Consider the following 24,619-nt stretch of genomic DNA (forward strand, 5'->3'; position numbering starts at 1 on the left):
TACAGCTATTAGAAACTTACTTCAATACCCAAAGAAACTGTTCTTGGATTAGGAAAAGAACCTCCGTCATATCCTCTTGAGAACAATCCATCACTCATGAAATCAGGATCATATCCTCGGTATTTAGAAATAATCCATAAGTTTTGTCCATTAGCATACACCCTTGCGTTTTTAATAAAACTAGTCTTATTTATTGGTACATTATAACTAATCTCAGCAGTTTGTAATTTGATATAATTGCCACTTTCTATAAAACGATTAGAATCTCGACTGTTACCGTTACCATCCTCTATTGTTGGTCTTGGTACATTGGTATCGGTGTTTGTTGGAGTCCAATAATCTAACATATCGGTATGATGGTTTCCATATTTCCCTACCATTAAGTCACGGTACAAACCATTAAATACTTTGTTTCCGCCACTTCCCTGCCAAAACATAGTCGCATTCCAGTTTTTGTACGAAGCACTCAAATTGATACCATAGTTGTATTTAGGTATAGTAACTCCCTGAAATACTCTGTCTCTATCATTTATAACGCCATCTGCTGCATCTAAAATGCCATCTCCATCAGTATCCACTGTTAATTGATCTTTAAATTTCATGTCACCTACTTCCACATTAGTTTGTGAAGGTGCTGCATCAATTTCTGCCTGAGACTGAAAAATACCATCTGTTTCATAAGCATAAATTTCACCTATAGATCTTCCTACTTCTGTCATAGCGGCAAGACCCGGAATAGGGTTTCCACTTTCAGAAAAACCAATTTGTGTTACTTTGTTTTTTAAAGTACCAATATTTGCCCCAATGCTGTACTTGAATTCATTTTTGTTATTATTATAAATTAATGAGAACTCGAAACCTTTATTCTCCACAGCTCCTGCATTGGTTGTAATATCAGCCGGGAAAGCTCCAGACGAATAAGGCAACGGAACTCTTATCAATAAATCATTTGATTTTTTATGAAAGTACTCAGCTGTAAACTGTAAATCATTATCAAACAATCCTAATTCAAGAGCGACATTGGCTGTTTTAGTTTCTTCCCAATGTACATTTGGATCTAAGGCATTAACAACAGTTGAACCAGGAGCCAATTCATTATTGAAATTATAGCTGGCAAAACTGTTCATCGTAGTAGCAAAGAAATATTGCGGTATAGTATTGTTTCCTATAATTCCATAACCTCCTCTTAATTTAACATTACTAATCACTTCTGGTAAATGAATGAATTTTTCATTGCTCAGTTTCCAGGCACCTGAAAAGGAGTAGAAATTTGCCGAATTGTATTTTTGACTGAATAGAGAAGTTTTATCCTGTCTAAAGTTAGCGGTTAGTAAATAGCGATCATCATAGCTATAATTTAATCTGCTGATATATGATTTCCCGGTAATAGTGTATTCATATTCATTAGTATTTCTTTCATCAGCAAATTGTAATTTTTTAATATCAGTAGCATCATAGCCAACACCCGAAGAAAAATGGTTGTAATGCTCATTTCTTTCATCAATTGATCCAACTAAAGCATCAATATTATGTTTTCCTAAACTTAGATTATAAGTAAGAATGTTATTTACAAAGGTTTTAGTTTGGTTCCCTGTAGCAATGTTAAGGGTAGCTCTGTCGCTTGGCACTCTATAATACCATCCTAATTCAAACTCAGGAGTATATTTTCGGTCAAACCAATGTAATTTATCATAACTAACATCCAGTTTGTATTTTAATCCTTTAACAATTTCCAATTCTCCCCAGATGTCTCCAATAAAATGGTTTCTTTTTCCTGTATTAGAAATTAAATTATTATATCCTATAACATTAAGTGATATTGCTCTTTGAGTATTATTATAAGTTCCTCCGTAACCACCAATCCAATGATCGTCATACACCGGCATAGTAGGAATTGCAGTTACTAAAGCCTGAATAGCCGATTCTCCTACCCAGCTATTAAAATTTTCTTTATCTGATTCGGTATAAGCTATTTTTGAACCGTATTTGAATTTTCCTTTTTTTCCATGCAAATTCAAATTCATAGAATACCTTTCATAATCTTGTGGTGTCTCTAAATAAGAAGTGTTTTTAAAGTAATCCACATTCAAATTATAACCTAAAAATTCTGCTCCTCCATTGAAAGTTAGGGAATGATTTTGAATTGTACCTGTTCCATAGGCTTCACTTTGCCAATTAGTATTGACATTGTTGATGTAAAAAGGACTTGTAGGATCATTTCCCGGAGCAATACTCAAACCATCATTCCTTTCAGCAGCCGAAGTAATATTTTGATACCCCACTCTATCGGTTACTGACCATTCTTTGGCTACATTTTGAACTCCATAAAGCGATTTATATTTAATCTCCATCGCTCCTGTTTTTCCTTTTTTAGTAGTAATAATTACTACTCCATTTGCTCCACGAACTCCATAAATAGCAGCTGAAGAAGCATCTTTTAAAACCTGCATCGATTCAATATCTCCAGGTGCAAAATCAAATGGTGAGTCTACAATTACTCCGTCTATAACAAATAATGGATTATTATTACTAAAAGAATTCACTCCACGGATTTTGATATTTACAAATCCTCCCGGTTCACCTGAAGACTGAACACTAACCCCAGGTGCCTGACCTTGAAGCATTTTAGCAACATCATATGTCACTGCTTTTTTGGCACTTTCTACATTTACCACAGCTACAGAACCTGTTAAATCGGATTTCTTTTGCGTTCCGTATCCTACAACTACAACCTCCTCTAACTTAGCAGAATCTTCTATAAGCTTTACACTAATATTAGTTCTACTGCTTACATTAAGTTCTTGTGTAATATAACCTAAATAAGAAATCACAAGTACTGAATTTGAAGTTGGAACATCAATAGCAAATTTCCCTTCAAAATCAGACTGCACTCCTTTAGTGGTTCCTTTAACAAAGACATTAACTCCCGGAAGTGGTATACCAGCTGCATCTGTTATTATTCCTGAAACTTTTTGCTGCTGTTGAATTTTGGCTTCAACTTTAGCTTTAGTGATAATAATTTTATTATTCCCTGAAAGTTCAAAATTAAAACCTCCCGTAGACAGGTTATCACTTAATAATTTATTCGCTGTAATGATTCCTTTTTTAAGTTTTACCTTAGGAACATCTTTAAACATATCCTCTTGGTATATAAATATAAAATCTGTTTGTTGCCTAAGCAAATCAAAGACTTCATCAATAGTTACGGTCTTATCTTTATCGACAGTGATTTTTACATTCTGAGTAAAAACCTTACCCGAAGTAAAACTAAATGCAGTCGTACAAAAAAACAATATCAATGCTTTCATACTGGTTAGTAAAAATTTTCTTTTCAAAAAGAAAAAATGGTTAGTAATTTCAATTTTCATACATTTGATGTTTATTGGTTAATTTTTATTAATTAATAAGTCACACTTAGGGGAAAAAGTAGCGTACTGTCCAGGTATTACTTTCTTCCCCTTTTTTTTATTTAATAGTAATTTTTCGGTCTTTTATCTCATAGTCATTTATAAAATTGGTTTTCTTAATTATGGTTAGTATTGCTTTTATATCATCATTTTTACTTAGAACTCCGTTGAATTTTATTTTCTCCATAGCTGCTTTTTGAAACACTACATCAACGTCATACCAGCGTGACATTACAGTCATAATTTCTTTGAGGTTTTTCCCTTTGAAACTAAAAATCCCTTTAGTCCATAAAATTTCGTTGTAGGCATCTATTGATTTTATAGTAATATCTCTATTTTTTAAATTGATAATAGATTGTTGATTAGGCGTCAAGTACTTTTTTGAAGCTGCGTTACTTACAGTTACTTTTCCTTCTACTAAAGTCGTGTAAACATTCTCTTCCTCTTTATAAGCTTTGATGTTAAACTCTGTTCCTAAAACTTCTATTTCCTGATTTTCATTTAAAACTTTAAATTTTGCGCCTTTATGTTCAGTACTTGGAGAAACCACAAAAAAAGCTTCCCCATATATTAATTCTACCTGACGCAAACTACCTGCTTTAAATGCAACTGGAAATCTCAACTTTGACTCTGAATTCAACCAAACATCGGTTCCGTCAGCTAATCTCAATTTAAACTGACCTCCCCTTGGAATAGTTAAATAATTAAAAGCAATTTCTGAAGATTTTTTATTGGTAGTTTTACAAACTAATTCTTTACCATTACTAACCACATTATCCTTTTCATACTTCTGATCTTTATCTAACACCACCGAAGTACCATCTTCTAAGGTTAATATAGCTTTATCAGTCCCTACCTTAATAATATTATTTACTAGTTTTTTGGCTACTGGCTCATTAGAAAAATTCATACGGTAAAAAAATGTTGTAGCCATAATACCTACAATAACAGCTGCAGCAGAATAATACATTAGTTTGCGCAACTTTTTCATTTTTAAAGCTTTTTGTTCCTTATCAAAAGCCTCTAATAATTTCATCCTTAATTTATGTGAATCAAATTCATTCATATTGTAATCTATCCCATAATTAATTTTGACATACTCATCAAATATTTTTTTATTCTCAGAATTCTCAATCCATGCTTCCAATTCGGTTAACTCCTTAGCTGTAGCCTGCTGAGTTAAAAATTTCACTATTATATTTTCAATATTTGCACTAATCATCTTAGGTTCTTTTTTATTAATACGTGTAATATTTACACTACCCTAACTTTTTTCGTAATTTTTTTTATATTTTTTTTTACATTGCACAAAAATTAAGGCTATAAATTACATTACTCCCAATGAAAGAGCAATTTACAGATAATACCGAACTTATTCTAGCATTAAAACTGGGAGAACCAAAAGCTTACTCTTATCTGGTAAATACCTATCACCATAAATTATGTGTTTATGCATACAGCTTTACTCATGACCATAATTTATCAGAAGACATTGTTCAAAATGTATTTATGCGTATTTGGAACAAAAGAGAAAACCTGAAAGATGATTTTTCCATTATAAATTTCCTTTACAAATCGGTTTACAATGAATTTATCGATCAGTATAGGACACAAAAATCATTTTATCCTCTCGAAAAAAAATACATAGATGCACTTAATACTATAGTAGAATCAGAAGACGAACATTCTCTAGAAAGAATCATAAAAGTGGTAAAAAGAGAAATTCAAAATCTTCCACCTAAGTGTAAAGAAATATTCTTGCTTAGTAAAGAAGAAGGACTTACTAACATTGAAATTGCTGAATACAAGAATGTTTCTATCAAATCAGTTGAAGCTCATATCACTAAAGCCTTTTCAATTTTACGAAATTCACTTGGTGACAAAGCTGACTTATACTTATTCCTAATGTTTAGATAATCATTACAAAAAACAGTTTTCTCATCAATAAAATAAAATTTACTGATGCGATTTTATTAAAATCTAAATGATTTTTCAAAAAAACCATGACAAAGTGTTTACTCTACACTAATTAATTATGATACTTTTTAGGAAGTGTTTATATTTACACAAAAATTAACAACTAAGATGCTAAACAGTTATAGTTCTGAAGACAAAGTGCTACTCTCAGTCGATTGTATCATTTTTGGTTTTGATAACGAAGGCCTTAAAATCCTTTTAATCAAAAGGGATTTTGAACCCGAAAGAGGAAAATGGTCATTGATGGGAGGATTTCTTAAAAAAGAAGAATCTCTAAATAATGCTGCAACCAGAGTATTAAATCATTATACAGGACTACAAAATGTATATATGGAACAGCTTTACGCATTTAGCGAAGTAGATCGTGATCCTGTAGACCGTACCATATCAGTAGCTTACTATGCTCTAATTAATATTGAAAATCACAACACCGAATTAATCAAAAATTATGACGCAGAGTGGTTTAACATCTCCAATATGCCCAAATTGATTTTCGACCACGATGATATGGTTGCACATGCTATAAGAAGATTACGCTATAGAACTTCTACAAAACCTGTAGGTTTCGAGCTATTACCTGAAAAATTCACTATGCGCCAATTATTAGAATTATACGAAGCAATATTAGATAAAGCTTTAGACAAAAGAAATTTTATCAGTAAAATCAATTCATTAGATATCTTAGTTAAACTAAACGAAAAAGACATGCTTTCGTCTAGAAAAGGGTCTTATTTATATATGTTTGACAAAGAAAAATATGATGCCAAATCATTAAATAATTTTGCGTTAAATCTATAAATATCTTTTATAAAAAAATTAAAAAACCGTTCTAGATTTAGAACGGTTTTCTTGTTTTTAGTTTTGTTTTTAGTTAAGTACTACAAGATATAATCGGTATTAATAAAGTTAGATTCTTTACTATTCAATAATTCTTGTAATATTTCGTTATTGTAAGCATTATCCTTAGAAGCTACGAAAGTTCTAATAGAAAATGAACGTAAGGCGTCAAAAACACTTAATGTACCTACAGCAGAATCTTTACGCCCTGTAAACGGATACACGTCTGGTCCACGTTGGCAAGAGCTATTCAAGTTTACTCTACAAACTAAGTTGACTAATGCATCAATAAGAGGAGCTAATGTTTTAGCATTCTTACCAAATAAACTTACTTGTTGCCCATAGTTTGATTCAGCCATATCATTTAAAGGTTCCTGAATATCTTTAAAAGTCATGATTGGAACCACTGGACCAAATTGTTCTTCGTGGTATACTCTCATTTCTTTGTTTACCGGGAATAAAACAGCCGGGAAAATATAATTTTCTGAGATTTGACCACCTTTAGCATTGATTATAGAAGCTCCTTTGCCAGTTGCATCATCAATTAAACCTTGAATATAAGCCGGTTTATCAACTTCCGGTAGCGGCGTTAATGAAACAGATTTATCCCAAGGATTTCCATAAACCAATTCGTCAACTGCTTTAGAGAATCGTTTATTAAATTCTTCAGCGATTGATTCATGAACATATAAAACTTTCAAAGCTGTACAACGTTGTCCGTTGAAAGATAAAGTTCCTGTAATACACTCGGTAATAGCCAAATCTAAATCGGCATCCGGTAAAATAATTGCTGGATTTTTTGCTTCTAATCCAAGAACCAAACGCAATCTGTTCTTATTCGGATGTTGATCTTGTAAAGCAATGGCTGATTTACTATTTCCAATTAATGCCAGAATATCAATTTTTCCTGATTTCATAATTGGAGAAGCAATTTCTCTTCCTCTACCATAAACGATATTAATAGCACCTTTAGGGAAACTTGATTGAAATGCTTCCAATAAAGGAGAAATCAATAAAACTCCATTTTTAGCCGGTTTGAAAATTACAGGGTTCCCCATAATCAAAGCAGGAATCAATAAAGAGAAAGTCTCGTTTAAAGGGTAGTTATAAGGCCCAAGACACAAAACTACTCCAATAGGACCTCTGCGAACCATTGCATTCACTCCCTGACTTTTAGTAAAACGAGCATTACTTCTGTCTAATTGCTTATAATGCTCAATAGTATCGTAGATATAATCAACTGTTCTATCGAATTCTTTTTGAGAATCACCTAATGATTTTCCAATTTCCCACATCAATAATTTAACTACTTCTTCGCGTGTAGTTTTCATTTTGGACACGAAATCTTCCATGCATTTGATACGATCAGCCACTTTCATTGTAGGCCATAATCCCTGACCGTGGTTAAAAGCTTTACTAGCCGACGCTACAACTTCATTAGCTTCTGCCTCTCCCATAAAAGGAATAGTTCCTAATAAAGTAGGTGCATATTCCTCTGTTGAAGAAATAGTAGAATAAACTTCAGTTGTTTTACCTGTCCATTTTTTTAATTCACCATCAACTAAATAAGTATCTTGGTGCAATAATTCTTTTATCTTAAATTCTTCAGGGATTAAATTCATCAATTATAATATTTTAGTTAGTGTTGTGATTAAGATTAGTTAGTTTTAAGGAGCGACCACTTCTCCGTCCCAATCTAACATACCTCCTAATAAGTTGTAGGTATTGTCAAATCCTAATTCATTCATGATTTCGCAAGCTTTTGCACTTCTAGCACCAGAACGACAATAGATATAGTAATTTTTACTTTTATCTAATTTTTCTATTTCAGCAATAAAACCCTGACCTTGGTGAATATCAATATTGATAGCATTAGGAATAATTCCCTCATCACATTCGGCTTCTGTTCTTACGTCTAAAATCACAGCATTCCCATCTTCTTCGAGCTGAGTAATCCAATCTTCTTGTGTTAAATTCATAATAAAGTTGTGTTTTTTGTAAAATTACAATGTTTTTGTAAAAATACAGTCTCTGAAATTTGAATTAGGAAATATTTTAATGAAAACGTTTTAGTGGCCTACAATAATCAGCAAAACTTACATTCCTCTATTATTTTATTAAAAACTACCTCAATATTATCTTCTTAAATACAATATCTACATTTTCGTTTTTTAACAATCTTAATAATATTCTTAACGAAACATTCAAAATTGATCATTAAATTTTACTTACTTTTACCAAAGTCTTATAATTTCACCTAAAAAACCAACATATTAACAAGATTCGATTTTCAACAACTATAAATATGTCCAAAAATATAAACACTATAAAAACAGCTTTTCCAAATTTCTCTAACGATCTTATTAATGAAATTGAAGCAAACTCCAGTTTTCAATCATTTAAAGCAGGTGACGTAATCATGCGAACGGGTCAATACATCAAAAGCACCCTTTTAATCCTGAAAGGACAATTGAAAATCTATCGTGAAGGAGAAGATGGAGAAGAATTTTTAATGTATTATTTACAACCAGGTCAGGCTTGTGCAATTTCATTAATATGTGCTACCAAAAATCAAACAAGCCAAATCACCGCTAAAGTAGTTGAGGATGTAGAAGCAGTAACAATTCCTTTAACACTAATGGATAAACTGATGATGAATCATCGTTCTTGGTACGAATTTGTCATTTTCACCTACCGAACCCGATTTGAAGAAGTTCTCGAAGTTATCGACAACATCGCTTTTAGAGCCATGGATGAGCGCCTGGAATTCTATTTAAAACGCCATGCTAAAGCTTGTGGATGCACCACAATCCATTTATCCCATCAGGAAATCGCCTTAGAGTTAAACACCTCAAGAGAAGTAATTTCTCGATTATTAAAAAAAATGGAACAACGTGGTTTAGTAACTTTAAATCGTAACCAAATTGAGCTACTGATGTAAAAAACTGCTCGTGTGACAAATGTTACTGTGGCTATCCACAATACTTCCAACCTTTGTGAAAAAATTACAAATGGAATATTTTGGTTATTTAGCTTCAATTATAATTGGACTCTCTTTAGGATTAATTGGAGGTGGTGGTTCCATACTTACCATCCCAATTTTAGTTTATTTATTCAAAATCGATCCTGAATTAGCAACCACTTACTCATTATTCATTGTTGGGCTTACTTCTTTTTATGGAGGCTATAGCCATTACAAACTGGGAAATTTAAAATTAAAAACAGCGCTTTACTTTGCCATACCTTCTATAATTGCAATATTGATTATCAGAGAAGTTATTTTCCCAAAGATTGCCTCAACATTATTCACTGTTGCCACTTATGCTGTATCTAAAGATTTATTAATTATGATTGTTTTCGCTATTTTAATGATAAGCGCATCCATTTCTATGATTAAAAAAAACAAAACAGAAGAAGCAATCTATAAAATTAATTATACTCAACTTTCAATTATTGGATTCTTAGTAGGAATCGTTACCGGATTTTTAGGTGCTGGAGGCGGATTTTTAATCATACCTGCTCTTTTGTTCTTTGCTAATTTACCCATGAAACAAGCTGTAGGAACTTCGCTATTGATTATTTTCATCAATTCAGCTATAGGTTTTGCCGGCGATTTATACCTCAACAGGCCAATAGATTACAAATTATTGCTGCTTATCTCTGCCATGGCATTTATAGGAATGTTTATAGGAATTATACTTTCTAAAAAAATTGATGGTAACAAACTTAAACCTGTTTTTGGCTGGTTTGTATTAATAATGGGAATTTATATCATTATCAAAGAAGTCCTGTTATAACAATAATCATAAAAATAATTTATATCCAAACCCTATTATTGCCAAAAGAGCCCGGTTTTGTATTGGTCAAAACAGGCTCTTTTTTTATATTAAGTTCAAAAGAATCAATGCTCACCATATCCCACATCATCCATTTTACCATTAAACACTTTGTATTGAATAATGAAGTATCCTATTACTAAAGCGAGCGCAATAGCAAACCAATAAACGCCTACTGATAAAGCATAATCTCCATTGGCAACATTGTAAATAGTCAAAGAAGGGTTAACTTTATTAGTTGACGGTAATACCACTGGAAAAATAGAAGCAGTTGTCGAAGTGAATCCACCCACAAGGAAAAGGGTTGAAAACAAGAATCCTGTTCCATCTTTTTTGAAAGTTTTTACTTTAAATAGGCCAAACAACCCCACAAAACAGATTATTGGAAAAATAAAAAGAATCGGATTATCGATAAAATTATGAAATGGCTCTTTTTCTATAATATGCCAAACCGAAAGAGAAACTATAACTAAAGCCAACAACACAAAATTTAGCTTGAAAACCACCTCTTTTAATTGGGAATTTAAAGATGAATTGGTCTTAAAAATAATCCAATTGGCACCGTGAATCATCAAAGCTACTACACTCACCACTCCCAAAAAAAGCGTGAACCAATCAATAATTCCAAGTTGAGAATCTTCAGGACTAAAACTCGAATTCCATAAAGGCAAAAAGAAGAAATGTGGTTCCTGTGTAGCGACTCCGTTAATAACCATTCCTAAATTTACACCACGAACAACATTCCCTAGTGCCATCCCGAAAAACAACGCTAATAACAAACTCGCTACTCCGAAAGCCTTGTCCCAAACTGCTTCCCACATTTTATTGTGAATTTGCCCACGAAGCTCTAAACCAACAGCTCTAAAAATCAACAGCCACAAAATAATCATTAACGGCAAATAAAATCCGCTGAAAGAAGCCGCATACAAAGTTGGAAAAGCATAAAACAACACCCCTCCTCCAGCAATTAACCACACTTCATTGGCATCCCAAAAAGGACCAATTGCATTCGTAATTGCTTTTTTATCTTTTTCAGTTTTAGCAAAAAACAAATGAATGATTCCCGCTCCAAAATCATAACCATCCAGCACCAAATAAGTGGCCAAAATACCAATCAACACTACATACCAAAAGAATTCCATACTTATATTTTTATATTTTTTTTGATAGATATACCTTTTATAAATTCACTTTAAACCATTAAGAATGTTTTGGTTCAGGACCGTGATAAATAATTTTACCAACTAAAATGGCAAACAACATTCCTAACAAAGCATAAAGTCCCACAAATCCCATCAGCGTAAATAAGGTATTTCCGGAAGAAACTGTTGGCGAAGCACCATCAGCAGTACGCAATAAATCATATACTAACCAGGGTTGACGCCCTAATTCAGCTGTATACCAACCTGTAATATTTGCTATATATGGAAATGGCATTAAGAACATAAAAGTCCACAAAAGCCATTTGGTTTGAAACAATTGTTTTCTACTTAATTGGAAAACTGCCAAAACCATTACTCCAATAAAAAGCGTTCCTAAACCCACCATAATATGATATGCATAATACAAACCTGAAATATTGGTTGGATGCTTGTCTACTGCAAATTGGTCTAAACCTTTCACTTCAGTATCCCAATTGCCATAAGTTAAAAAACTCAATACATTAGGCACCGCAATTTTATTATCCAGTTTTTTGTCTTTCACATCAGGTTGACCAATAAGTACAATTTCGGCTCCTTTTTTCTCTGTATGGAAAATTCCTTCCATTGCTGCAAATGTCACCGGCTGATGTTTCACCACGTTTTTAGCCAATAAATCACCAGTAGGCATAGCAACAATAATACTCGAAATCAATCCGAAAACAACTCCTGTTTTCAAAAACAATTTCCCGTAAGAGACATTTTTGTTTAACAAAATATAAAAAGCCCCAATTCCTGCCACTACAAACGAACTCGTAACCATAGAAGCTGCCTGATTGTGCAAATACGAAGGCCACAACCACTCATTAGAAAACAATGCTGCAAAATCATTAAGTACAAATTTTCCGTTGGCCAATATTTCATAACCTACCGGATGCTGCATCCAGGAATGTGTGGCTATAATTAAAAATCCGCTGGCCCAGGAACCCAGACAAATCAATAATCCGGTTATGAAATGCCAACGATGACCGAGGATTTTTTCACCAAACAAAAACATTCCTAAAAATGATGATTCTAAAAAGAAAGAGAACATACCTTCCATAGCAAGAGTTTGCCCAATAATACCTCCCGTCAGTTCTGAAAACTTAGCCCAATTGGTTCCAAACTGAAATTCCATTGGGATTCCCGTAACGACTCCCATCGCAAAATTGAGTGCAAAAATGCGCATCCAAAAATGAGTAGCTTTGTTATAATGTGGATCGTTTGTTTTTAAAAATTTCCATTTGAAATAAACAACAATTAACGAAAGTCCCATTGTTAACTGCGGAAACAAATAGTGAAAAGTAATGGTAAATGCAAATTGCATTCGATCATAAAAGAGCATTTCTTCCATTGAAAAGGAGTTTTTTTGATAGCCCAAATTTAATTCAAATAGCTTGAAAACACTGCTTAAAAACGCATTTATATTTATGTTTTTTTCTACATTTTGTAAAAACTATAACTGCGATACTTTATGTAACTTTAGTCACTATATCTACACGGTGCATACCTTATCTTTGTTATGTAAAAAAAAATCATTTTTATGAAAATCGAACAAATATATACCGGATGTCTTGCTCAGGGAGCTTATTATATTACTTCAAATGGTGAAGCAGCAATTATTGACCCATTACGCGAAGTACAGCCTTACTTAGAGCGTTTAGAGCGTGATAATGTAAAACTAAAGTACATTTTCGAAACCCATTTCCATGCCGATTTCGTTTCTGGACATGTGGATTTAAGCAAAGAAACCGGTGCCCCAATTGTTTACGGACCAACTGCCCAACCTGAATTTGAAGCTATAATTGCTGTTGACGGAGAGGAATTCATAATTGGAAACATCAAAATTAAAGTCCTTCACACACCTGGACACACGCTGGAAAGTACCACTTATTTATTATTAGACGAGAACGGAAAGCAACACGCTATTTTCTCTGGTGACACTTTGTTTATTGGCGATGTAGGAAGACCGGATTTGGCTCAAAAAGCGGCCCACATGACTCAGGAACAATTAGCCGCTACCTTATTTCATTCATTAAGAGACAAGGTTATGACTTTACCAGACGATGTAATTGTTTATCCTGCCCATGGAGCCGGAAGTGCTTGTGGAAAAAACATGAGCAAGGAAACAGTTTCAACCATTGGTAATCAAAAAGCAACTAATTATGCTTTGAGAGCTAACATGACCGAAACTGAATTTATTAAAGAAGTGACCGATGGATTATTACCACCTCCTGCTTATTTTGGAATGAATGTAGCCATGAACAAACAGGGTTATGAAAGTTTTGAATCGGTTTTAAATCAAGGTATGGTAGCTATTCCTGCAAATGAATTTGAAGCAGTAGTGGAAGAAACCGGAGCTTTAATTTTGGATACGCGTAAAAACACTGTATTTGTAAAAGGATTTATTCCTCAATCTATTAACATCGGTATCGAAGGTGATTTTGCTCCATGGGTTGGCGCCTTAATTGCTGATGTCAAACAACCTATCATTTTAGTTACTGAAATCGACCAAGAAGAAGAAACAGTAACCCGATTAAGCCGTGTAGGTTTTGACAACATACTTGGACACTTAGAAGGAGGTTTTGCTGCATGGCAAAACGCAGGATATGAAACTGATACCGTTCATCGCATTACTGCCGAAGCATTTGCCAAAGAAATAAAAATCGGCGAAAGCAAAATCATTGATGTTCGTAAAGAAAGTGAATATGCGGCTGAACATGTTGAGGATGCTTATTCTAAACCATTAGCTTACATCAACGACTGGATTAAAGATATCAATCCTCAGGAACCATTTTACCTACACTGTGCCGGCGGTTATCGCAGTATGATTGCTGCATCTATCCTTCAGGCAAGAGGTTTTAGAAATTTTATTGAAATCGAAGGTGGATTTAATGCTATTGCAAAAACTACTGTTCCTAAAACAGATTTTGTATGCCAAAGCAAAACTTTAAAACCATAACCACTTGATTTAAAGCGTTTTTATACGTAAATTTATATGATATTATGATTGCATTAATAACCCTTAAATTGTAGAAATCATGAAACATAACATAGGGAAAACTGATAAAACAGTCCGTGTAATTATTGCTCTAACCCTGGCAACTTTGTATTTTACACACGCTGTTACCGGTAATCTTGGCATCTTTTTATTAGCATTTGCTGCGGTACTTTTAATTACTGTTTCTATTAATTTTTGTCCCTTTTATACACCTTGGGGAATCACTACTAATAAAAAGAAACTAAGTCATTAAAATAATGATCTATCAAAGAAGTTTACAAACAGTAAAAAACACTTTTTACCTTTGTAAACTTCTTTTGTTATTTGTTCAAAAATCAATATTAAGAACTATAAACAAACACAAAATCCAACCATAATTTCCATTAAAATGAACAGCAATTTTGACCAACTCATACAATCTGAAAAACCTATTTTAGTTGACTTTTTTGCTACTTGGTGTGGTCCATGTAAAATGCTAAGTCCAATATTAAAAGAAGTAAAAGACCAACTAGGAGATCAAATTTCTATTATAAAAATTGATGTTGATAAAAACCAACAAATCGCTTCACTCTATCAGGTACGCGGTGTTCCAACTATGATTTTGTTTCAAAACGGGAAACAATTATGGAGACAATCCGGTGTGGTAGATAAAAATACCATTGTGAATATTGTTTTGGAAAAAAGAATAAAATAATGATTCGTTCCCATTGCAACTATGGTAAGCGGCAGAAAACAATCTTTTGTTGAATCTTGTTTAATAACCCAAAGTTGACTGATTTGATAAAAACTGCCCACTTTTCGATTAGCTTTATTTTTACAAAATGATCATCAATGATTTCGTAGTTTAAATTATTAGTCCATTAACCATTTGAAAACAATCGATTCTAAATCGTTAATATTTATAGGTTTAGTTATATAATCATTCATACCTGACTTTAAGCATTCTTCTTTTTCTTCTACAAAAATTCCTGCTGTAAGAGCAATAATTGGTGTAAATCGACCATCATCAATTTTTCTAATTTCATTGGTTGCTTCAAATCCATTTTTATTTGGCATTTGAATGTCCATCAAAATAATATCTGGTTGTTCCATTTTGTATTGCTCAATTGCTTCGTCTCCGTCCCTTGCTTCAATTATAATACTTTCAGGGATAATTTTTGTAATTAAGGTTTTGGCTAAAAACATATTGATTTTATTATCTTCCACAATCATTACTTTTTTGCTTCCAAAAATATTTTCCTTCATAGTTTCTTGATTCTTATTAAGAATTTGCTCAATGTGCAAATTTGATTTTTCCAATCTAATCGAAAAATAAAATCGGCTTCCTTCACCAAAAGTACTCTCTAATTCCAATTTTGAATCCATTAATGCCAAAAGCTGGTTTGAAATAGCTAACCCAAGTCCGGTTCCACCAAACTGGCGACTAGTTGAATTATCTTCCTGAACAAAAGAAAGGAATATCTTGGCCTGATTTTCTTCTTTAATCCCTATTCCAGTATCTTTCACCGAAAAAATCAAATTAACAAAATTCTCTTCCAGAGGCAATTCGGTTTTTACTTCTAATTCTATTCTTCCTTTTTGGGTAAATTTAATTGCATTTCCTATTAGATTTACAATAATTTGTTTCAAACGCAATGCATCTGTAAAAAGAAATTCAGGAACATTATCATCTATAAATAATTTTAACTCAATTTCCTTTTGATTAGCCTGATATTGAAACAAAGAAAAAATCTGATTAATCAGTGCAAAAAGATCGATTTCTTCTATTTTAAGTTCTAATTTACCGGCTTCAATTTTAGAAAAATCCAAAATATCATTTACAATATCCATTAAAGTAGTTGCCGATTCATTTATGGTAAGCATATACTCTTTTTGAATATCATTTAGTTTTGACTCCATTAAAAGCGAAGTAAAACCAATGATTCCATTCAAAGGTGTTCTAATTTCATGACTCATATTTGCCAGAAAATCAGTTTTAGACTTATTGGCAGTTTCGGCTAACTCTTTTGCTTTTTGAATTTCATAATTCATCTTCCTTTGCTCAGAAACATCAATAAAACTGATAACTACTTCCTGAATATTTCCGTTTTCGTCTAACATTGGAAAACCACTAACTAAAACCCAAACTATGGAATCATTTACTGCGTCTCTAATTCCCAAAGGAAAATTTTTAATTGCTATTTTATCTTTAATAATCTGAGAAATAGGATAATTTTCAACTTGCATTTCCGAATAATCTTCATTCACAAAATCCCATTTCAAAACATTCTCATCATTTGAAATCAATTCATCAACAGTATACCCTAATAATTCACCAGCCTTGCTATTGCTCATAATAATTTTCCCCAAGGGATCGTGAACAATAATTCCTGCCTCTAAATTTCGGAGCAGTCCGGCATAGCGTTCCTGATTTTTTCTCAGTGCTTGTTCAATACTTTTTTGTTCTGTAATATCTCTTGAAATAACAATAAAATGAAGTTCTTTTGCTTCATCTTCTTTCATTGGAACTAATGATAATTCAAACCAATGCTTCCCTTTTGACAATTCTAATGAATATTGTTTTCCTCTAGAACAACCATCTTTATGGGCTTCTTCCAATCCTGAAAGACATACCTGAGCCGCCTCCTGAGGCAATACTTCTGTTACATTTTTGCCTATAAAAAGATAAGATGGCATGAGCAATAATTCATCATTTGAAGAATGATAATTAAATATGTTACCATCTAAATCAACTTCAAACATCAAATCAGGAATGGCTTCAATGATGGCCTCCATCTTCTTACTTGTTTTGACAAACTTTACTTCGGCAAGTTTTTTCTCTGTTATATCGGTTATAGTACCTATAAAACCAATAATTTGATTTTCTGCATTTGTTTCAGGTGTCGCCTGACCTATTACCCAAACTATATCGCCATTTGATTTAACAAACCGATACTCTAAAAGTGATTTTTCTCTATTACCTACTACTTTTCTCCATTCCTCATAAAATTTAACTCTATCGTCAGAATGAATTGCTAAAAACCACCCATTTCCTAAAGATTTTTCAAAACTCAGTCCTACAATTTCAGTCCAACGTTGATTTACATAAGTAGTTGCTCCATTTAAATTGGTTCTGAAAATCCCTACGGGAGATACTTCAGTAAGCGTATGAAATCTTTTTTCACTTTCTGTAACGGCTGATTCCGCAAGTGTTCTTAAGGTTTCTTTTTCAAAAAGTTCCAATGCAAATGTAACATCAGCGGTTGCCTTATTTAACAACCCAATCTCTTCATCATCAAAATAATTCTCCTCTGCAGCATAAATTACAAAAACTCCAATGGTGGTATCAAATTTTTTAATTGGAATAGCTATCAAAGATTGAAATCCTCTTGCTAAAGCTTCCTTTCTCCATGGATTCATTATAGGGTCATCTGAAATAGAATTACATACATAATAACTTTCCTGCTTCAAAGCCGTACCTGCAGGTCCGGTTCCTCCTATTTCATCTAACTTTAAACTAATTGTTTTTATAATCGACAAATAGCCTTGATCCTCTCCTGCGTAACTTACAGGATTTACAGTATTAGTAACAAAATCAATAAGACCAATCCAAGCCATTTTAAAATTTCCCTCTTCAACCGCAATCGAACAAACCTCATTGAAAAGCTGATTTTGCTCCTGAGAACGAACAATAATTTGATTGATTTTCGATATAAAAAGATACAGTCGTTTGGCTTTACTTATTTTTTGTTCTGCCATCATTCTTGATGTAACATCCGTTACTATTCCATTCAAGCTTATACTTCCATCTTTATTAGCCACAGCCTTTGAATTAATTTCATGCCACATCAGCCCTTTCACTGGATGAATATATCGATACTCCATTTGTACTGAAGAATCATTGTCAAGTGAATGAGGAAGACTCTCCTTTAGGGCTAAAAAATCATCAGAATGTATGTTTTGAAGGATTAAATCAAAATCCTTTAATTCCTTTAAATTAAAACCAAAAATAAAATCATCCTCATTGTTTAAATAAGGAAAATAAAAATCACCATTAGCTTTAATAACTAAAGAATAAATTAAAACAGCAGAAGTTTGAGTAGAGTTTTTTATTTCATTTAAAAAATTGTTTTTTGAATTTAAATCTTTTTGTAAAATTTCAATTTGTTGCTCTTGTTCTTTAATTCTTGAGATTAAATTTTGATAATCTAAATTCAATTCATCCTTGTATTCATTCATAAGCACCTATTTTGAAGCCTAAATATACTGAAATCCCTATAATAATTTTAGTTTTTTTAACAAAAATACCAGCTGGACACAATTTTTACAGGCTGTCTGTCTTTCAATCAGGACACCTTTGATTTAAGACTTTAATATATTTGCGAAGCTCTCCAAATTAAGAGTGCAATTGAAATAAAATTTCAATGCTTTAAAAAACGAACCAAATAAACCAAAATGAAAAAAATTATTCTGTTTACTTTTTTAGTGGTTTCACTTTCCCTTTATGCTTTTAAAATTGATCCACCAAAAGTCAATCAAAAAACAATTAAAATCAAAGCTCCTTTTGGAACCACTAAAATTAAAACACCTGATTTTAGGACATGTCCCACATTCTTAATTACTGATTTTGGGGCTATTAAAGGAAACAAAGACAAAAACACAGAAGCAATTGCTAAAGCCATTGATGAAGCAAATAAAGCAGGAGGCGGAACTGTTATTATTCCGGAGGGAGAATGGGAAACAGGAAAAATACATTTTAAAAGCAATGTAAATCTTCATTTAAACAAAGGAGCTTTACTGCTATTCTCGGACAATCCAAAGGATTATTTACCTGCTGTACACTCTACCTGGGAAGGACTGGAATGCTACAATTATTCGCCATTAATTTATGCTTATCAATGTAAAAATATTGCTATTACTGGTGAAGGTGGTATCAAAGCCAAAATGGATTTTTGGAAAAAATGGGCAGGTCGCCCAGCTGGTCACATGAATAGCTTAAAAAGGCTATACAATATGTCTGGTCAAAATGTAGCCGTTGAGCAACGTATTATGGTTAACGACACGGCTAATCTTCGTCCGCAATTTATCCAGTTTAACCGAAGCGAAAACATTTTATTAGATGGAATATCTATAACTAATAGTCCTTTTTGGACTGTTCATATGTATCTATCAAAGGATATTATTGTTCGAAATCTAAACATCTATGCACATGGTCACAACAACGATGGTTTTGACCCAGAAATGAGTCAGAATATCTTAGTAGAAAACGTAACTTTTGATCAGGGAGATGATGCTATAGCTGTAAAATCAGGTAGAAATCCCGAAGGATGGCGCTCTAAAACACCAACCAAAAACTTAATTATTCGAAATTGTACGATTAAAAACGGACATCAATTATTAGCAGTAGGAAGTGAATTATCAGGCGGAATTGAAAATGTCTTCATTGACAACTGCGAAGTGCTGGACGGAGCAAAAATGTTCAATTTGGTATTCATTAAAACCAATGAACGCATGGGTGGTTATGTAAAGAATATATATGTTCAAAATATAAAAGGAAGTAAACTGGATTTTGGAATACTTGGTATCGAAACAGATGTGTTGTACCAATGGAAAAATTTAGTTCCAACTGTAGAACGTCGCCTAACTCCTATTTCGGATGTATATTTAAGTAATGTTACTGCCAAAAATGTACAATTTATAGCCCGAATCAAGGGAGAAAAAGAATTACCCATTCGCAACATTTTCCTTAAAAGTGTAACTGCAGATAAAATGGAAGAAAAAGAAAAATACATTACAGAAAACGTTCATAATTTTACTGTTAATCCTAAAGAAAACTAATCAACTATAAAATGTCTCAAAAAAGAATTTTTACAATAATACTATTTGCTTTTTGTTCTTTTGGATTCGCCCAGAAAAGCAAAATAGACGCCATTTACTCCGGAATTCCCTGGTTTGACCAAAACGGAAATACGGTGAGTACTCACGGTGCAGGCATAATCAAAGAAAACAATCGTTACTACCTTTTTGGTGAATATAAAAGCGATGATGCAATTGACTTTACAGGTTTTAGTTGTTATTCCTCTGAGGATTTATACAACTGGAAATTTGAAAAAATAGCACTTCCGGTTCAGGATTCCGGGAAATTAGGTCCTAATCGTATCGGTGAAAGACCCAAAGTCATGAAATGCCCTAAAACAGGCGAATTTATCATGTATATGCATACTGATGATTTGAAATACAAAGATCAGTGTGTGGGCTACGCGACTTCTAAAACTATTGATGGCGAATATACTTTTCAGGGACCAATTTTATTTAATGGTGAACCAATCAAAAAATGGGATATGGGCGTATTTCAGGATACTGATGGCAGCGGTTATATCATTACGCATTCCGGAAATTTGTACAAACTGAGCGATGATTACAAAAGCGTTACTGAGCAGGTTGTTAAAGATATGACCGGGCAATGTGAAGCACCTGTCATTTTCAAAAAAGACGGCACTTATTTTTGGCTGGGTTCAGGGTTGACATCTTGGGAACGCAATGACAATTATTATTTTACTGCTACATCTTTGAAAGGCCCTTGGGAATCACACGGGAATTTTGCTCCCAAAGGAAGTTTAACATGGAATTCTCAAACTACTTTTGTGCTTCCAATTGTTGGCTCAAAAGAAACCACCTATTTGTTTGCGGGAGATCGTTGGGCATTCCCGCATCAAAAATCAGCAGCCACTTATGTTTGGCAACCGCTTTTGGTTTCCGGAAAAACAATTTCACTACCTAATTACAAACAAAGTTGGCAAATCAATCTTGAAACCGGACAATGGTCGGAATCAAAATTAAAAGGTAAAACTATTCCTAATTCTGATAACAAAAAAATTTACTGTTCCGGACTTTGGAAAACACAAAATACTGATAAAGATTCCTTTGCAGACAAATCATCTGATGAAAAAGGAGCCTCTTTTTCAGTTGATTTCAAAGGAACCCAAATTGGTTTGTACGGAGTCGCACGACCAAATGGTGGCTATGCTCAAATTGAAATTAAAGATACCACCGGAAAAACCATTCATTCTCAAATGATTGAAATGTATTGTAAATACTCTGAATCTTCTTTAAAATATTTAAGCCCTGTTTTGCAAAAAGGAACATATAAATTTATTGTTACTGTTTTAGGCAAACATGGGAATTGGTATAAAAAAGACGGAACGGAATTTGGAAGTTCAGGTAACTATGTTTCAATCGATAAAATAATAGTTAAAAAATAATATCCCCAAAAAACAAAAATCCCGTTCTGATGGCTATCAAAACGGGATTTTTTATGATAATTAAAGAAAATTACTCTTCCTCTTCTGCGTGATGTGATTTAGAATAATTACGCCATTTTTCAATACATTCCTTAAAATCATCCGGAAGTTCTGTATCAAATCGCATCATTTCTCCACTGTTAGGATGTACAAATCCAAGTGTTTTAGCGTGCAGGGCCTGTCTTGGCAACGCCTTGAAACAATTTTCAACAAACTGTTTATATTTAGTAAAAGTAGTTCCTTTTAAAATTAAATGACCTCCATATCGTTCATCATTAAATAATGGATGTCCAATGTGTTTCATGTGCGCTCTAATTTGGTGTGTTCTTCCTGTTTCCAAAATACAGGAAACCAAAGTTACATATCCAAAACGCTCTAAAACCTTATAATGGGTTATGGCGGGTTTTCCAATTTCAGGATCATCAAAAACAGCCATTTGCATGCGGTCCTTCAAATGACGGGCTAAGTTCCCTTCAATCGTTCCGCTTTCCTCTTTGACATTTCCCCAAACTAAAGCAACATATTCTCTTTCGGTAGTTTTGGCTTCAAATTGTTTGGCCAAATGCGTCATAGCAGCCTCGGTTTTGGCAATAACCAACAAGCCCGATGTATCCTTATCAATTCGGTGCACTAATCCAGGACGCTCACTGCTGTTCATTGGCAAATTTTCAAAATGAAACGCCAAAGCATTTACCAGAGTTCCTGTATAATTTCCGTGACCCGGATGCACTACTAGTCCCGGTTCTTTGTTGATCAAAAGTAATGCCTCATCTTCATAAACAATATTCAACGGAATATTTTCAGGCAACACATGATTTTCAAAAGGCGGATGCGTCAACATGATGGTAATAATATCAAAAGGCTTCACCTTATAATTTGATTTTACTGTCACATTATTGACATAAATATTGCCTTCGGTAGCCGCGTTTTGTATTTTATTTCGGGTAGCATTCGGAATCAATCCCATCAAATATTTGTCAATTCGCAAAAAGGCCTGCCCTTTAGGAACTTCAAACTTATAATGTTCAAATAATTCGTCTTCCTCTAATTCATTCGGCTCAATACTATTATTCATTCGGTAATTCTTCTTCAGTTGTTGGAGTTGCAATCGTATCTGTTGCTATGTCTTCCTCATAACTTGCTTTTCCGTCTCCTAAAACCAAATCAATTTTAGAGGACTTCAAAACACGATCTCCCGGTTTTATATTTCTTCCTTTGTAACGCATTTCCAGTACCATATCTTTACCAAGATTTGGAATATACGTAATTGTTCCTTCTTCCAGTCCTAAAGCTTTCAAAGTAGGAACCGCTTCACGATAGGTTTTCTCAATCAAATCAGGTACTTTCACCGATGAAAAACCGGAACTGTTAATTTTGATATATACTTTACGACCATCTTTAACTTTTTCGCCCGGCATAGGATCCTGTTGCACCACACTAAATTTCGGGTAATCGCCTCGGTAATCTACACTGTCAAGCAACACATAATCTAAGTCTAACTCGTCTAACTTCTCTTCTACCTGTTCTTCAGTTAATTTTCTCAAATCAGGCACCGTAATTTCATGTCCGTGATCGGTTGTAAAAGTCAGCCAATGCATAAAAAGATAACCTAAAACGGCAATAATCAAAGCTGCAAGAAACAATTGTCCAAAGAACACTCGACTCGTTAAGTATTTACGTAAACTCATATATATTTTTTTAATGGTGTCAAAGATAAAGCTATTTCGTTTCAAAAAAAATGATAATTTTGTTTTATGCACCTTAACCTCAGCAATAGTCAAGATGAGGCGCTTTTTACTAATATTAGCCACAGATTAAAAAATTTTCTCAGATTTCTTGAAATAATAAAAAATAAAATCAGTGTTAATCTGTGAAATCAGTGGCAAAAAAAATTAGATACATTTCAAGGAAATGTCATAAAACAGAATCAATTTTTAAAATACAAACGAAACTAAATGAAAAACATTGCCATCATCATGGGCGGCTATTCCAGTGAATACAAAATTTCATTGATTAGCGGTAACGTAGTTTACAAATTTTTAGACAAATCAAAATACAACGGATTCCGCATCCACATTTTCAAAGAAAAATGGGTTTATGTGGACGATGCCGAGAACGAATTTCCAATTGACAAAAACGACTTTTCAGTTACTATCAACGGAAACAAAATTACATTTGACTGTGTTTTCAATGCTATTCACGGAACTCCGGGTGAAGACGGATTAATGCAGGCTTATTTTGAATTATTAAATATTCCACAAACCGCTTGCGACTATTACCAAGCAGCCTTAACGTTCAATAAAAGAGATTTACTATCTGTTTTAAAACCATACGGAATCAAAACGGCAATTTCTTATTATTTAAACCAAGGGGATGCAATCAACACTACCGAAATTATCAATAAAGTAGGTCTGCCTTGTTTTGTAAAACCAAATAAAGCCGGTTCCAGTTTCGGAATTTCAAAAGTAAAAACCGAAGCCGAATTGCCAGTAGCCATCGAAACAGCGTACAAAGAAGACAACGAAATCATCATTGAAAGTTTCCTGGATGGAACTGAAGTTTCCGTAGGAGTTATCAATTACAAAGGCGAAATTATTGTTTTACCAATTACAGAAATTGTTTCTGAGAATGATTTCTTTGATTACGAAGCCAAATATCAGGGAAAATCTCAGGAAATCACTCCTGCCCGACTTTCGGACGAAATGACTCAAAAAGTAGGCGCTATTGCTAAACGCGCTTATGAAGTCTTAAAAATGAAAGGATTCTCCCGTTCTGAATTTATCATTGTTGACGGCGAACCACATATGCTGGAAATGAACACCATTCCGGGATTAACTACCGAGAGTTTGATTCCGCAACAGGCCGCCGCAGCCGGAATTTCATTAGAAGATTTGTTTACTAATGCGATCGAGTTAGCATTAGCATAATTTTTTAGCCACAGATTAAAGGATTAACAAAGATTTATTCTTTCTAATCTGTGGCTATTTTCAGGCACATTCAGAAGTAATCTATCTTTTGAATAAAAATTAAAGAAAATGACCGATTTTAGATATCCATTATCGGTCATTTTTGCTTTTTGAGATTTTTCAAGATATAGTTTCGG

Annotated in this window: 19 protein-coding genes; 10 read left to right on the forward strand and 9 right to left on the reverse strand. The window is 33.3% G+C overall.

Translation table 11 applies throughout. The features are described from left to right. Positions 1 to 8 precede the first annotated feature (8 nt). Both AAEO59_RS14210 and AAEO59_RS14215 read right to left on the reverse strand, forming a co-directional pair. Positions 9 to 3,368 (reverse strand): SusC/RagA family TonB-linked outer membrane protein, encoded by a 3,360-nt coding sequence (locus AAEO59_RS14210; protein ID WP_341701411.1) that lies wholly within the window; start codon positions 3,366 to 3,368, stop codon positions 9 to 11. Positions 3,369 to 3,465: 97 nt separating this feature from the next. Continuing rightward, complete coding sequence (locus tag AAEO59_RS14215; RefSeq protein WP_341701412.1) at positions 3,466 to 4,629, reverse strand: FecR family protein; 1,164 nt, start codon at positions 4,627 to 4,629, stop codon at positions 3,466 to 3,468. A gap of 119 nt (positions 4,630 to 4,748) precedes the next feature. Between AAEO59_RS14215 and AAEO59_RS14220 the strand changes: the two genes are divergently transcribed. Together AAEO59_RS14220 and AAEO59_RS14225 are read left to right on the forward strand one after the other, a co-directional pair. Further along, on the forward strand, positions 4,749 to 5,324 hold the full coding sequence (locus AAEO59_RS14220) for an RNA polymerase sigma factor (RefSeq protein ID WP_341701413.1): 576 nt from the start codon (positions 4,749 to 4,751) through the stop codon (positions 5,322 to 5,324). Positions 5,325 to 5,492: 168 nt separating this feature from the next. Then, positions 5,493 to 6,182 carry an NUDIX hydrolase gene (locus AAEO59_RS14225; protein ID WP_341701414.1) on the forward strand — a complete coding sequence of 230 codons (690 nt, stop codon included), beginning with the start codon at positions 5,493 to 5,495 and terminating at the stop codon, positions 6,180 to 6,182. Between the two features lie 80 nt (positions 6,183 to 6,262). On the opposite strand, the gene AAEO59_RS14230 is transcribed toward AAEO59_RS14225, so the two are convergent. Both AAEO59_RS14230 and AAEO59_RS14235 read right to left on the reverse strand, forming a co-directional pair. Further along, complete coding sequence (locus AAEO59_RS14230) at positions 6,263 to 7,843, reverse strand: NADP-dependent glyceraldehyde-3-phosphate dehydrogenase (protein ID WP_341701415.1); 1,581 nt, start codon at positions 7,841 to 7,843, stop codon at positions 6,263 to 6,265. Between the two features lie 45 nt (positions 7,844 to 7,888). Then, complete coding sequence (locus tag AAEO59_RS14235) at positions 7,889 to 8,200, reverse strand: rhodanese-like domain-containing protein (RefSeq protein ID WP_341701416.1); 312 nt, start codon at positions 8,198 to 8,200, stop codon at positions 7,889 to 7,891. 326 nt (positions 8,201 to 8,526) lie between these two features. Between AAEO59_RS14235 and AAEO59_RS14240 the strand changes: the two genes are divergently transcribed. Further along, on the forward strand, positions 8,527 to 9,162 hold the full coding sequence (locus AAEO59_RS14240) for a Crp/Fnr family transcriptional regulator (protein WP_341701417.1): 636 nt from the start codon (positions 8,527 to 8,529) through the stop codon (positions 9,160 to 9,162). Positions 9,163 to 9,232: 70 nt separating this feature from the next. After that, positions 9,233 to 10,018: a sulfite exporter TauE/SafE family protein gene (locus AAEO59_RS14245; RefSeq protein ID WP_341701418.1), complete on the forward strand. Its 786-nt coding sequence runs from the start codon at positions 9,233 to 9,235 to the stop codon at positions 10,016 to 10,018. Positions 10,019 to 10,122: 104 nt separating this feature from the next. On the opposite strand, the gene cydB is transcribed toward AAEO59_RS14245, so the two are convergent. Further along, a complete protein-coding gene (gene cydB / locus AAEO59_RS14250) occupies positions 10,123 to 11,199 on the reverse strand; it encodes a cytochrome d ubiquinol oxidase subunit II (protein ID WP_341701419.1) in 1,077 nt (358 codons plus the stop codon). Between the two features lie 58 nt (positions 11,200 to 11,257). After that, positions 11,258 to 12,589: a cytochrome ubiquinol oxidase subunit I gene (locus AAEO59_RS14255; protein WP_341701420.1), complete on the reverse strand. Its 1,332-nt coding sequence runs from the start codon at positions 12,587 to 12,589 to the stop codon at positions 11,258 to 11,260. Positions 12,590 to 12,778: 189 nt separating this feature from the next. Between AAEO59_RS14255 and AAEO59_RS14260 the strand changes: the two genes are divergently transcribed. The 3 genes from AAEO59_RS14260 (at position 12,779) to trxA (ending at position 14,930) form a co-directional block, all read left to right on the forward strand. Continuing rightward, positions 12,779 to 14,197 carry an MBL fold metallo-hydrolase gene (locus AAEO59_RS14260; RefSeq protein ID WP_341701421.1) on the forward strand — a complete coding sequence of 473 codons (1,419 nt, stop codon included), beginning with the start codon at positions 12,779 to 12,781 and terminating at the stop codon, positions 14,195 to 14,197. Between the two features lie 79 nt (positions 14,198 to 14,276). Continuing rightward, a complete protein-coding gene (locus AAEO59_RS14265) occupies positions 14,277 to 14,489 on the forward strand; it encodes a YgaP family membrane protein (protein WP_341701422.1) in 213 nt (70 codons plus the stop codon). A 135-nt stretch (positions 14,490 to 14,624) separates the two neighbouring features. Next, a complete protein-coding gene (trxA, locus tag AAEO59_RS14270) occupies positions 14,625 to 14,930 on the forward strand; it encodes a thioredoxin (RefSeq protein ID WP_341701423.1) in 306 nt (101 codons plus the stop codon). 158 nt (positions 14,931 to 15,088) lie between these two features. Here trxA and AAEO59_RS14275 read toward each other — a convergent pair whose 3' ends face one another. After that, a complete protein-coding gene (locus tag AAEO59_RS14275; RefSeq protein ID WP_341701424.1) occupies positions 15,089 to 18,454 on the reverse strand; it encodes a PAS domain S-box protein in 3,366 nt (1,121 codons plus the stop codon). Between the two features lie 216 nt (positions 18,455 to 18,670). On the opposite strand from AAEO59_RS14275, the gene AAEO59_RS14280 reads away from it, so the two are divergent. Together AAEO59_RS14280 and AAEO59_RS14285 are read left to right on the forward strand one after the other, a co-directional pair. After that, a complete protein-coding gene (locus tag AAEO59_RS14280; protein ID WP_341701425.1) occupies positions 18,671 to 20,053 on the forward strand; it encodes a glycoside hydrolase family 28 protein in 1,383 nt (460 codons plus the stop codon). An 11-nt stretch (positions 20,054 to 20,064) separates the two neighbouring features. Then, positions 20,065 to 21,477: a family 43 glycosylhydrolase gene (locus AAEO59_RS14285; RefSeq protein WP_341701426.1), complete on the forward strand. Its 1,413-nt coding sequence runs from the start codon at positions 20,065 to 20,067 to the stop codon at positions 21,475 to 21,477. Between the two features lie 70 nt (positions 21,478 to 21,547). On the opposite strand, the gene AAEO59_RS14290 is transcribed toward AAEO59_RS14285, so the two are convergent. Further along, positions 21,548 to 22,591, reverse strand: a complete 1,044-nt coding sequence (locus tag AAEO59_RS14290; protein WP_341701427.1) for an RluA family pseudouridine synthase — start codon at positions 22,589 to 22,591, stop codon at positions 21,548 to 21,550. Further along, positions 22,584 to 23,204 (reverse strand): PASTA domain-containing protein, encoded by a 621-nt coding sequence (locus AAEO59_RS14295; RefSeq protein ID WP_341701428.1) that lies wholly within the window; start codon positions 23,202 to 23,204, stop codon positions 22,584 to 22,586. Before AAEO59_RS14295 ends, AAEO59_RS14290 begins: the two co-directional genes overlap by 8 nt. Positions 23,205 to 23,471: 267 nt before the next feature. Here AAEO59_RS14295 and AAEO59_RS14300 point away from each other — a divergent pair, with 267 nt between their 5' ends. Continuing rightward, entirely contained in the window at positions 23,472 to 24,443 is a 972-nt protein-coding gene (locus tag AAEO59_RS14300) for a D-alanine--D-alanine ligase (RefSeq protein ID WP_341701429.1), read from the forward strand. Positions 24,444 to 24,619 lie beyond the last annotated feature (176 nt).

Origin of the sequence: Flavobacterium flavipallidum (assembly GCF_038289905.1) — a bacterium.
In the GTDB taxonomy this organism is placed as follows: Bacteria; Bacteroidota; Bacteroidia; order Flavobacteriales; family Flavobacteriaceae; genus Flavobacterium; species Flavobacterium flavipallidum.